At 70.2% G+C, this 12154-nt stretch carries 9 protein-coding genes; 2 read left to right on the top strand and 7 right to left on the bottom strand.

Features of this window, described 5'->3' with window-relative positions:
* Positions 1 to 27: 27 nt before the first annotated feature.
* Positions 28 to 1245 (bottom strand): saccharopine dehydrogenase family protein, encoded by a 1218-nt coding sequence (locus OG734_RS02550; RefSeq protein WP_330285818.1) that lies wholly within the window; start codon positions 1243 to 1245, stop codon positions 28 to 30.
* Between the two features lie 104 nt (positions 1246 to 1349).
* Here OG734_RS02550 and OG734_RS02545 point away from each other — a divergent pair, with 104 nt between their 5' ends.
* Together OG734_RS02545 and OG734_RS02540 are read left to right on the top strand one after the other, a co-directional pair.
* Positions 1350 to 1556 carry a hypothetical protein gene (locus OG734_RS02545; RefSeq protein WP_330285817.1) on the top strand — a complete coding sequence of 69 codons (207 nt, stop codon included), beginning with the start codon at positions 1350 to 1352 and terminating at the stop codon, positions 1554 to 1556.
* Between the two features lie 18 nt (positions 1557 to 1574).
* Entirely contained in the window at positions 1575 to 2888 is a 1314-nt protein-coding gene (locus tag OG734_RS02540; protein WP_330285816.1) for an MFS transporter, read from the top strand.
* A 13-nt stretch (positions 2889 to 2901) separates the two neighbouring features.
* Here the strand turns inward: OG734_RS02540 and OG734_RS02535 are convergent, their stop codons facing one another.
* The 6 genes from OG734_RS02535 to treS all read right to left on the bottom strand — a co-directional run bounded on the left by OG734_RS02535 (position 2902) and on the right by treS (position 12152).
* Entirely contained in the window at positions 2902 to 3348 is a 447-nt protein-coding gene (locus OG734_RS02535; protein WP_330285815.1) for a Crp/Fnr family transcriptional regulator, read from the bottom strand.
* A 394-nt stretch (positions 3349 to 3742) separates the two neighbouring features.
* Positions 3743 to 4636, bottom strand: coding sequence for a Gfo/Idh/MocA family protein (locus OG734_RS02530; RefSeq protein WP_330285814.1), 894 nt, complete (start codon positions 4634 to 4636; stop codon positions 3743 to 3745).
* 101 nt (positions 4637 to 4737) lie between these two features.
* On the bottom strand, positions 4738 to 6645 hold the full coding sequence (locus OG734_RS02525; protein WP_330285813.1) for an AMP-dependent synthetase/ligase: 1908 nt from the start codon (positions 6643 to 6645) through the stop codon (positions 4738 to 4740).
* Positions 6646 to 6806: 161 nt separating this feature from the next.
* A complete protein-coding gene (gene glgB / locus OG734_RS02520; RefSeq protein ID WP_443064817.1) occupies positions 6807 to 9023 on the bottom strand; it encodes a 1,4-alpha-glucan branching enzyme in 2217 nt (738 codons plus the stop codon).
* 5 nt (positions 9024 to 9028) lie between these two features.
* A complete protein-coding gene (locus OG734_RS02515; RefSeq protein ID WP_330285812.1) occupies positions 9029 to 10405 on the bottom strand; it encodes a maltokinase N-terminal cap-like domain-containing protein in 1377 nt (458 codons plus the stop codon).
* Between the two features lie 28 nt (positions 10406 to 10433).
* On the bottom strand, positions 10434 to 12152 hold the full coding sequence (gene treS, locus OG734_RS02510; RefSeq protein WP_330285811.1) for a maltose alpha-D-glucosyltransferase: 1719 nt from the start codon (positions 12150 to 12152) through the stop codon (positions 10434 to 10436).
* Positions 12153 to 12154: the final 2 nt, after the last annotated feature.

Below are 12154 nucleotides of genomic sequence, written 5' to 3'. Positions count from 1 at the left end.
CCCGGGTTTCGGCCCGGGGAGCGCACCTCACTGCTCGCGCATGCCCCACGGCGAGCCGTACGCCGTCAGCAGGTCCAGGAAGGGGCGGGCCGGGAACGCCTCCGGGCCCAGGACACCCGAGCCGGTCCAGGCGCCGGTGGCGACGAGTTCCAGGGCGACGACCGGATTGACGGCCGTCTGCCACACCACCGCCTGGGAGCCGTACTCCGCCATGGACCACTGGTTGTCGACCACGTGGTACAGGTACACCTCGCGGGGCGCGCCGTCCTTCGTGCCCTTGACCCACGTCCCCGCACACGTCTTGCCGTGCATACGGTCGCCCAGCGTCGCCGGGTCGGGCAGGCACGCGGCGACGACGTCCCGGGGCGACACGGCGACCGGTCCTGCGACGCCGGGGACGGTCACGGGGTCGGTGCGGTCCAGGCCGAGCAGGTGCAGCGTCCTGAGGGTCTGGATGAACTCCTCGCCCAGGCCGTACTTGAAGGTGACGCGGCGCGCGTCGATCCAGCGCGGCACGAGCAGCACCTCCTCGTGCTCGACGTTCACGCACTCCACGGGGCCGATGCCCTCGGGGAAGTCGAACACCTCCGGCTCGCTGAAGGGCTGTGTGGTGAACCAGCCCCGGCCGGACTCGTAGACGACCGGTGGGTTGAGGCACTCCTCGATCGTCGTCCAGATACTGAAGGAGGGTGCGAAGTCGTAGCCGTCGACGGTGAGGTTCGCTCCGTCGCGGATGCCGATCTCCTCGATCTCGTCGAAGAGTTCGTCGGCCGCGTAACGGGCGAACACATCGGACATGCCCGGCTCCACACCCATCCCGACCAGGGCCAGCGCACCCGCCTTCGCCCACTCATCCGCCGCCGCGAACTGGGCGTCGCCGAGCTTGACCCCGCACTCCTCGTACGGCCGCTCGGCGTGCGGGCGCGACAGGGACATCGCCATGTCGAGGTAGGTGGCCCCGGCGGCGCGGGCCGCGCGGAACAGCGGCATCACAAAGCGCGGGTCGGTCGCGTTGAGCAGTACGTCGCACCCGTGCCGGGCCAGCAGCTCCGCCACCGCCGCCTCGTCGGACGCGTCGACCCGCTCCGCCACGAACCGCTCCCCGGCATCGAGCGCGGCGACCGCGGCCTCGGCCCGCACGGGGTCGTAGTCGGCCACGACCATCAGGTCGAAGAAGGAGCGCCGTGCGGCGATCCTGGTGATCGCGGTCCCCACACCGCCGGCTCCCACGAGCAGCACACGCATGGCAAAACTCCCTTTTGTAAAGGTTCCGATGCCGTTGTCCGCCGATCCAACGCCTCGCTCTCGCCTAAGGTCAATGGCGTTGGCATAAGAGCGAAGGGGCGGCCGTGCCGAAGCAGGTCGTGCCGGAGGAGCAGCGGCGCCGTCGCCGTCCCACCAGGAGCGGCACCGTGCTCTCCGAGCTCGTCGCCCGCACGGTCTCCAGCGCGTATCCCACGGCCCTCGACATGCTGCTGGACAGCGCCGCACGGACGCTCTCCGGAGAAGGCCCCGGCAGCACTTGTGATATTGAAAGCTCAGCCGATTGGATGTAACGAGCAACCAGGACACCTGTGGACCCCAGCAACAACAGCACCGGCAGCGACTCGGACCCTCAGCCGAAGGCGCCCACGGACGAGCCCCGCCCGGGTGGGCACGGCCGGCGCCGCTGGGCCATGGACACCCGGCCCCTGCGCCGCCCCGCCTACCGTCGCCTGTGGTCCTCCACCGCCGTCACGGCCGTCGGCAGCCAGCTCACCGCCGTCGCCGTGCCCAAGCAGATCTACGACATCACCGGCTCCTCCGCCTGGGTCGGCTACGCGAGCCTCGCCGGGCTCCTGCCCCTCGTCGTGTTCGCGCTGTGGGGCGGCGCGATCGCCGACAGCATGGACCGCCGCAAGCTGCTGCTGATCACCAACACCGGCATCGCCGTCACCTCGCTGCTGTTCTGGATCCAGGCTCTCGTCGGCCTCGACTCGGTGGTGACCCTGATGGTCCTGCTCGCCCTCCAGCAGGCGTTCTTCGGCCTGAACTCACCGGCCCGCAGCGCCGTCGTCGCCCAGCTGGTCCCCGAGGAGGAACTCGCCGCGGCCAACGCCCTGGGAATGACCGTCCTGTACACCGGCCTGGTCGCGGGACCGCTGCTCGCCGGCACTCTCATACCCGTCATCGGCCTCGCCGAGCTGTATCTGATCGACGCGCTCGCCCTGTGCGTCACCCTGTGGTCCGTCGTACGGCTGCCCCCGCTTCCGCCGGGGCCGGCGGCCTCCCGGAAGGCGGGCGCACGGGAGATCGTGGCCGGGTTCCGCTACATCGCCCTGCACAAGGTGCTCCTGCTCTCCTTCCTCGCGGACATCGTCGCCATGGTCTTCGGCATGCCCCGCGCCCTGTTCCCACAACTCGCCGCCCAGACGTACGCCCCCTACGGGGAGGGACTCGCCCTCGGCCTGCTGTTCGCGGCGATCCCGGTGGGCGCGGTGCTCGGCGGCCTGTTCTCCGGCACGTTCTCGCGGGCGCGCCGGCACGGCTGGATGGTGATCGGCGCGGTCGTCGCCTGGGGGCTGGCGATCACGGGCTTCGGGCTGAGCACCAGCCTGTGGGTGGCGGTGGCGTTCCTGGTCGTCGCCGGCGTCGCCGACATGGTCTCCGGTGTCTTCCGGGTGGCGATCCTGATGTCGGCGGCGACCGACGAGATGCGCGGCCGGATGCAGGGCGTGTTCACGGTGGTCGTCGTGGGCGGTCCCCGCCTGGCGGACCTGCTGCACGGCACCACGGCATCTGCTCTGGGGACTCGCACGGCCGTCGCCGGCGGCGGACTCCTGGTTGTCGCCATCACCCTGGCCCTGGCGGCCGCGATGCCGGCGCTGCGCCGCTACCGCGTCCGATAACGGCCGGCGCTCCTTATCCGGGCCCCCGGTTGAAGTGATCCATCAGCCGGCCCCGGGTCAGCTCCAGCCGATGGGCGAGGATCTCGGCGATGATCCGCACCAGCTGCAGCCCGAGGGCGGGCTCCTCCTCGCAGAGTTCGAGCACCGACGCGGCGTCGAACTCGTACGCGCGTACGGGGCTGAAGGCCTCGGCGCCGAAGTCCCACCGGTGGGGAGGGAAGAGCCAGGACCAACCGAGCAGATCGCCTGCGCCGAGGCTGCCCACGGTCACCCGCTGCACCGGCGTCACCTGCTGGACCAGGGAGACCGCGCCGGAGCGGACGACCCAGAAGCGGTCGGCGGTGCCGCCCGCCTCGAAGATCCTGAAGTCCTCGGGGAAGGACACCTCCGTCGCGAGCGCCAGCAGACGCTCACGGCGGGGCGGGGGAAGGGCGGTCAGCAGCTTTATCGCTTTGGTCATGAGCAGGGCTCCTCGCCGGCGATCTGGAGGGAAGTCGTCCACCGTGGCAGCGCCCTACCCGGTTCCGGTGGCTTCCCCTACACCCATTTCAGCCGTTGCGGACGCGCCGGGCACCTCGGCGGCAGGCACGAAACCGCTTTTTGACACAAGAAGACCCTGGCTGGACGGGGGAGACCAGCCAGGGCCGTAGGTGGTGGCACGCGGAGGGCGGTCGCCTCTCGGCGAAAGGCTCCATGGGGCTTCAGCCGAACGATCTTCCCCATGGGCTATAGGTGAGGCCCGGGGACACTGTCCCCTCCGCAGCCACGTACAGAAGAACGGCCGAGCTCTCCGGGTTGTTCCGGATCGACACCGAAGCCGGGCGTGATCCACGTCACTTCCGTATTCGCGGTGCTCAGCCCTCGGACACCTGGGCCATCAGCGTCTGCAGATGAAGGCCACGACGGGCGTCGAGCTCGCCACAGACACCCGTGCGGACGGCGGTCGCGAACTCGCGGCGCAGCACCGGCCAGCTCTCCTCATGGTCGAGTTCGGTGCTGTCGAAGACCAACTCCGGCCCTGAGCCGAAGAGTTCGACGCGGGCGACACCTTGCGCGACGTTCACCGAACCGGACAGGGAGGCCTGACTGACCGCGCCGTTCTCGTGCTCACAGGTGAGTTCGATCCAGCGGCGCGGATCACCTGTACCGCGCACCCGCGCGATCCGCCCCACGGACGCGTCGAGCAGATCGAGGACGTGCGGTCCCAGATCGAGCAGTGCGCCCTGTTCGAGGCGCCAGGGGGTCGCGAAGGCGCCGCCCAGGAAGGCGTCGCTCAGAAAGGACGCCCGCGCGCCGAAGACGTCCGCCTCACTCGCCGCCTCCAGGAACAGGCGGGTCTGCGGGTGGTAGCGGTTGGTCAGGGTGACCTGGGAGACGACCCCGGCCTCGTCGATCGCGTCCACCAGCTGCCGGGCCGCCGCGAGATCCCCGGCGATCGGTTTCTCCAGCAGCAGTGCCTTGCCCGCCTTGGCGGCGCGCAGCGCGAGCTCGGCCTGTACGGCGGGCGGCACGGCGAACGCCACCGCCTCGCAGGAGTCGAGCAGCTCCTCGAATCGGGCGGCGACCGGTGCCCCGTACGGCGCGGCCGTCTCCTGAGCGGCCTCGGGGCGACGCGCCCAGACTCCGGCGAGCTCGGTCTCGGGCCCGGCGGCCAGCACGCGCGCGTGCACCCCCTGCGCCCAGGGCCCGGCGCCGACGAGCCCGACCTTGACGGGCGCGTGCGACCACGGTGCGGCGGTACTCGTCACGGCAGGGTCCAATCCGTACGGGGAGGCCGATACGGAGATCACTCTGCGGGCCGGTCCGTCGTACCGTCAACCAAAAACCGTCCCGCCTACGCGCCGTGTGCTCAGCGGAACACGTTGTCCGCGTCGTCCCAGTGCGCGAGTTCCTCCGCAGCCTGGTTCGGCCGGGGGGAGCGCGTCCGGGCCTGGTACATCGCGTCGATCTCGAAGGCGTAGTGCCGCACGATCGCGTCCCGGCGCAGCTTCATCGAGGGGGTCAGCAGGCCGTTGCTGAGGGCGAAGGGCTCCGCGAGGACCCGGAACACCCGGATCGACTCGGACCGCGACACCGAACTGTTGGCCGCGGCGACGGCCCGTCCGATCTCCTCCCGCAGGGCGTTCTCCTCGCGCGCCTGGCGGTGCGGCGTGTCCTCCTGCAGGGCCAGCGAGGCGCGCCAGTGGGCCAGGAACTCCGGGTCGAGGGTGATGAGGGCGCCCACGCAGGGCCGGTTGTCGCCCACGATCACCGCCTGGTGGACGAGCGGGTGCATGCGCAGCCGCTGCTCCAGGGCGGCCGGCGCGACGCTCTTGCCGCTGCTGGTGATGATGATGTCCTTCTTGCGCCCGGTGATCGTCAGATACCCCTCCTGGTCCAGCCGTCCGATGTCCCCGGTGGCCAGCCAGCCGCCCCGCAATGCTGCCCGGGTGCCCGCGTCGTCGTTGACGTACCCCTGGAAGACGGACGTGCCGTACACGAGGATCTCGCCGTCCTCGGCGACCCGGATCTCCGTGCCGGGCAGCGGCTGCCCGACCGTCCCGAACTTCTCCCGGCCGACAGGCTGCGCGGTGATGCCGCCGCTGGTCTCGGTGAGGCCGTAGCCGTCGTGCACGAGGATGCCGATACCCGAGTAGAACAGGGCGAGTTCACGGTTGAGGGGCGAACCACCCGAGACCGCGCCACAGACCCGCCCGCCCAGAGCGGCGCGGAGTTTGCGGTACACCGTCCGCTCGTAGAGGGCGTGTTGGAGCCGCAGGTCGAAACCGGGCCCGGACCCTGTACCCAGCCGCTGTCGTTCGACAGCCGTCGCGAAGTCCCGCGCGGTCCCGGCGGCCCGCTCGAACAGGGTGCCCCGGCCCGCTTGCTGGGCGGCGCGCAGGAAGTTCTTGTAGATCTTCTCGAACACCGACGGGACCGCGTACAGGTACGTCGGCCTGAACGAGAGCAGCGCCGACGACAGCGCCTCCCCGGTCAGGTCGGGTTCGTGCCCCATCAGCATGCCGCCGCGCAGACACAGGCCCTGGATCATCAGGCCGTACACATGCGAGAAAGGCAGGAAGGCGAGGACCGTGGGCTGTTCGCCGGGCGGTGCCGCAGTGTGTCTCCAGCCCGCGAGGAGGGTGTCGCACGGGCTGGCCAGGTTGCGGTGGCTCAGGGCGCAGCCGCGGGGATGCCCGGTCGTGCCGGAGGTGTAGGCGATCACCGCGGCGGAGTCCGGCAGTACGATCCGGCGCAGCGAGTCGACCGTGGTGATCGGCACCGACCGGCCCAGTTCGACGAGTTGGGGCAGGGCCCCGTCGTCCAGCTGCCACACGTTGCGCAGCAGGGGCAGCGAGGTGCACACCGAGCCGACGGTCATCAGGCCTTGTTCGTCCTCGACGACGACGGCGCTGCACTGGGAGTCGGCGAGGATCCAGGCGACCTGGTCGCGCGAGGAGGTCGGGTAGATCGGCACGACCTCGGCGCCCACCGTCCAGAGCGCGTAGCAGAGCACCGTCCACTCGTAGCGGGTGCGGGCCATGATGGCCACGCGGTGGCCCGGTGAGATGCCGGAGGCGAAGAACCCCTTGGCCAGGTCGACGACCTCGTCCCGCAGCTCGGCCGCCGTGACCTGCGTCCAGACCTGCTTGGCCGGGTCGGGGCGGCGCGCGATCTGCGGCAGGTTCGGTTCACGCAGCGCCGTGTCGAAGACGCTGTCGGCGAGTCCGCCCGTCAGTGGGGCGGTGGTGGGGGGAGCGAGGGCGAAGTCGCGCATGCGCTGCTCCTGGATCGTACTGACTGTGACCGCGCCGACGAGTGGAGTTATCGACGGTGAACGAATCTAGCTCAGGTGAGGGGCTTTGTTGTCGGGAACTGTGAAGTCGTTTCCCCTCAGAGGTTTCGAAAGACGTTTTCCGCGCGCCCCTCCCCCTCACCTCACCCACGCACCGGCGTCAGCCACACCGTGGCGAGCGGCGGCAGAGTCAGCCGGACGCCCGACGACCGGGACGCCAGCACCCCGGAGCCCCGGACGTCGCTGCCGCCGTAGCGGGCGGCATCGGTGTTGAGGACCTCCTCCCAGGCGGGGACCGAACCGGGAACGTCGAGGTGGTACTCGTGCCGTACCACCGGCGAGAAGTTGCTGACGGCCAACAGAGGTACTCCTGCCGCGTCGTAGCGCAGGAACGCGAAGACGTTGTCCTCGGCGGCGTCCCCGGCCACCCAGCGGAAGCCGGCGGGGTCGGTGTCGCGTTGCCAGAGGGCGGGGGAGCGCCGGTAGACGGTGTTGAGGTCGCGGACGAGATCTCGGACGCCCCGGTGGTCGGGCTCGGCCGCGTACTCCTTGTCCAGCAGCCACCAGTCCGGCCCGTCGGCCTCGGACCACTCGGCGCCCTGGGCGAACTCCTGCCCCATGAAGAGGAGTTGCTTGCCGGGATGGGCCCACATGAAACCGAGGTACGCGCGGTGGTTCGCCCGTTGCTGCCACCAGTCGCCCGGCATCTTCGACACCAACGACTGCTTGCCGTGGACGACTTCGTCGTGGGAGATCGGCAGGACGTAGTTCTCGCTGTACGCGTACACCATGGAGAACGTCATCTCGTGGTGGTGGTACTTGCGATGGACCGGCTCGTGCGCCACATAGCCGAGCGAGTCGTGCATCCACCCCATGTTCCACTTCAGCCCGAAGCCGAGCCCCCCGCAGTCGGTGGGTCGGGTCACCCCGTCCCACGCGGTGGACTCCTCGGCGACCGTCAGCACACCGGGCACCCGCCGGTACACGGTGGCGTTCATCTCCTGGAGGAAGGCGACCGCGTCGAGATCCTCCCGGCCGCCGTACACGTTCGGCGTCCACTGCCCCGAATCGCGCGAGTAGTCGAGATAGAGCATGGATGCGACCGCGTCCACCCGGAGCCCGTCGAGATGGAACTCCTCGCACCAGTACACGGCGTTGGCGACCAGGAAGTTGCGCACCTCGGTGCGCCCGAGGTCGAACTCGTACGTCCCCCAGTCGGGATGCTCGGCACGCCGCGCGTCACCGGGCTCGTACAGGGGCTCCCCGTCGAACCGGGCCAACGCCCACTCGTCCTTGGGGAAGTGCGCCGGAACCCAGTCCAGCAGGACACCGACACCGGCCCGGTGCAGCGCGTCGACCAGATACCGGAAGTCGTCGGGGGAACCCAGCCGGGCGGTCGGGGCGTAGTAGGACGTGACCTGGTACCCCCAGGACCCGCCGAAGGGATGTTCGGCGACCGGCATGAGCTGCACATGGGTGAAGCCCAGGTCGGCCACGTACGCGGGGAGTTCGTCGGCGAGCTGACGATACGTCAACCCTGGGCGCCAGGAGGGAAGATGGACCTCGTACACGGAGAACGGCTCCTCGTGCACGGCCGTGCCGCTCCGGCGCGCGAGCCACTCCTCGTCGCCCCACTCGTAGTGGGAGGCGGTGACGACGGACGCCGTCGCGGGCGGCACCTCGGTGCGCCGGGCCATCGGGTCCGCCTTCATGACCCGGCCGCCGTCACGGCCCACGACCTCGAACTTGTACCGCTGGCCCTCGCCGACGCCCGGCACGAACAGCTCCCACACCCCGGCGGCGCCGAGAGAGCGCATCGGGTGGGCGGTACCGTCCCAGCAGGTGAAGTCCCCGGCCACCCGGACCCCTTGCGCGTTCGGCGCCCAGACGGTGAAGCGGGTGCCGGTGACGCCCTGGTGGGTCATCGGCTCGGCGCCCAGCGCCTTCCACAGCTCCTCGTGCCGGCCCTCCCTGATGAGATGCAGGTCCAGCTCACCGAGCGCGGGCAGGAAACGGTACGGATCCTCGACCTCCGACTCGCCGCCCTCGTACGACACCAGCAACGTGTAGTCGGGCATCGCGGCGCCGGAAGGTCCGAAGGGAAGTACGGCGCTGAAGAAGCCGTCACCGTCGTCGTCGAGCTTGCTCGGCCGCCCGTCGACGAGCACGCTCACGCCACGCGCGTACGGGCGCAGCGCACGGAGGACGACCCCGCCGCCGGGCCCGGGATGCGCGCCGAGCAGCGCGTGCGGGTCGTGATGGGTGCCGGAGAGCAGGCGCTGCTTCTCGCCGGGATCCCACAGGGCGTCGGGCCTGCCCAGGGAGGGCGTGTCGGAGAGGGAGGGATCGTGCAGGGCCACAGTTGTCAGCCTCCTCGGACGGAGAGTCGCTCGATCGCCGCCATGGGGACGGGGAGCCAGTCGGGGCGGTGCCGGGCCTCGTAGACGGCCTCGTACACGGCTCGGTCGGTCTCGTACGCGCGCAGCAGCCCGGGGTGGCGGCGCGGGTCCCACCCGGCCCGGGCGGCGTACCCCGCGCAATAGGCCTGGCGGCAGCGCAGCGCCCACTCGGGGCGCCACGGCAGGCGCGTGCGGGCGGCGTAGTCGAAGGAGCGCAGCATGCCGGCGATGTCCCGTACCGGCGACTGGGCACTGCGGCGTTCGGCGAGCGGGCGGGACGGTTCGCCCTCGAAGTCGATCACGAACCAGTCCCCGCCGCTGCCGCCGGTGCGCAACACCTGCCCGAGGTGCAGATCGCCGTGGACGCGCTGCGGGGCCGGACCGGCGTCGAACCCGGCCAGGGCGTCGAACGCGGCGCGCAGGCCCTGGGCGTACGGCCGCAACCCCGGTACGCAGTGCACGGCGGCATCGAGACGCTCGGTCATCGCCGCCGCCGTCCGTCGGCTGTGCCGCCCGCTGCGGCTGTCGCAGGCGAAGGCCGTCGCGAGGGCCAGGTGTACGTCGGCGGTGGCGCGCCCCAACTCGTAGGCCTCGTCGGTGAACGGGTGCCCCGAGGCGAGGGCGCGCAGGGCCAGCGTCCAGCCGTCGGAGGCATCGGGCAGGAACGGCTGGAGCACCCCGAGCGTCGCGTCCTGCGGCAGGTCGGTCCGGAACCAGGCGGCCGGGGCGGGTACGCGGGCGCAGCCCTGCCGGGCGAGGGCCGAGGGCACCTCCAGGTCGGGGTGGACACCCGGCTGGACGCGTCTGAGCACCTTCAGGATGAACGAGTCGCCGTACACGAGCGAAGAGTTGGACTGCTCGACGTCGAGGAGACGCGGGGCGAGTCCGGCGGGCACGGTGATGCCGGGGTCGGCCTCGAAGCGCAGGGGGCCGGCCGTTCCGGGGTGGCGGAGACGCTCCAGCAGCAGGCCTGCCGCCCGGGGGTCCTGCAAAGCGTCGTAGACCTGCAGCCCGGCCAGGGGCCCCTCGTCCGCACGGCCGATGAGGGCCCGGCCCAGGCGCGGCGACGGGCGGTCCCGCACGCCGAGGAGCAGTTGGTAGCAGTCGCCGGGCGGGGGAGGGCCGCCGGGGGTGGGTACGGCCGTGTGACCGGTGCGGACGAGCAGGTGCAGGCAGCCCGGAAACAGTTCGGTCATTGACAGCAGGCCCAGGTCCGTGACGGGCCGGTCCTTGCCCGCGAACCAGCGCTGCTGGGGCAGCCACTCGCGCAGCAGCCCGTCGAGCGAGGTCAGCGGCTCGGCGAGGTCCGTCCTGCTCGGGCGAAGAGATGCGGTCTTCGGCATGGTGACGCGTCCTTTCGCGGGCACACACTCACGGTCGTAGGGCAGTGCGCGGGGCGACTCGGGCGAGGCGGAACCAGTAGAAGCCGTGGCCTGCGAGGGTGAGCAGGTAGGGGAGTTCGCCGACTGCGGGGAAGCGGACTCCGCCGATGAGTTCGACCGGGTGGGTGCCGTCGAAGGTCCGTAGGTCGAGTTCGGTGGGCTGGGCGAAGCGGGAGAAGTTGTGGACGCACAGGACGAGGTCGTCCTTGTGTTCGCGCAGGAACGCGATCACGGCCGGGTTGGAGGAGGGGAGTTCGGTGTAGGAGCCGAGGCCGAAGGCGGGGTTCTGCTTGCGGATCTCGATCATGCGCCGGGTCCAGTGCAGGAGCGAGGACGGGGACGACATGGAGGCTTCGACGTTGGTGACCTGGTAGCCGTAGACCGGGTCCATGATCGTGGGCAGGAAGAGGCGGCCGGGGTCGCTGGAGGAGAAGCCGGCGTTCCTGTCGGGGGTCCACTGCATGGGCGTGCGGACGGCGTCGCGGTCGCCGAGCCAGATGTTGTCGCCCATGCCGATCTCGTCGCCGTAGTAGAGGATCGGCGAGCCGGGCAGGGACAGCAGCAGCGCGGTGAAGAGTTCGATCTGGTTGCGGTCGTTGTCGAGGAGGGGGGCCAGGCGCCGGCGGATGCCGATGTTGGCCCGCATGCGGGGGTCTTTGGCGTATTCGGCCCACATGTAGTCGCGTTCCTCGTCGGTGACCATTTCCAGGGTCAGCTCGTCGTGGTTGCGCAGGAAGATGCCCCACTGGCAGTTCGAGGGGATGGCGGGGGTCTTGGCGAGGATTTCCGAGACCGGATAACGCGATTCGCGCCGCACCGCCATGAAGATGCGCGGCATGACGGGGAAGTGGAACGCCATGTGGCATTCGTCGCCGCCGCTTTGGTAGTCACCGAAGTAGTCGACGACATCCTCGGGCCACTGGTTCGCCTCCGCCAGCAACACCGTGTCGGGATACATCGCATCGATCTCGCGCCGGACCCGCCTCAGGAATTCATGAGTGCGCGGGAGGTTCTCGCAGTTGGTCCCCTCGGCCTGGTAGAGGTACGGGACCGCGTCCAGACGGAAGCCGTCGATCCCGAGATCGAGCCAGAACCGAAGGGCGGCGAGAATTTCTTCCTGGACCGCCGGGTTCTCGTAGTTGAGGTCCGGTTGGTGGGAGAAGAAACGGTGCCAGTAGTACTCCTTGCGGACCGGGTCGAAGGTCCAGTTGGAGGCCTCGGTGTCGACGAAGATGATCCGGGCGTCCTGGAACTGTTTGTCGTTGTCGGCCCAGACGTAGTAGTCGCCGTATGGGCCTTCGGGGTCGTTCCGGGACTCCTGGAACCACGGGTGTTCGTCGCTGGTGTGGTTCATGACGAAGTCGATGATGACGCGCATGCCGCGTTGGTGGGCGGCGTCGACGAACTCGACGAAGTCGGCGAGGTCGCCGAACTCGGGGAGGACGGCGGTGTAGTCGGAGACGTCGTAGCCGCCGTCCCTCAGGGGTGATTTGAAGAAGGGGGGCAGCCAGAGGCAGTCGATGCCGAGCCACTGGAGGTAGTCGAGTTTGGCCGTGATGCCCTTGAGGTCGCCGACTCCGTCACCGTTGCTGTCCTGGAAGGACCGGACGAGGACCTCGTAGAAGACGGCGCGTTTGAACCACTCGGGGTCCCGGTCCTTGGCGGGAGTGTCCTCGAAGGTATCCGGGACAGGCTCATTGACGGTCACGG

The sequence above is a fragment of the Streptomyces sp. NBC_00576 genome (genome assembly GCF_036345175.1).
Lineage (GTDB): Bacteria > Actinomycetota > Actinomycetes > Streptomycetales > Streptomycetaceae > Streptomyces.
This window is presented reverse-complemented; position numbering and strand designations above follow the sequence as displayed.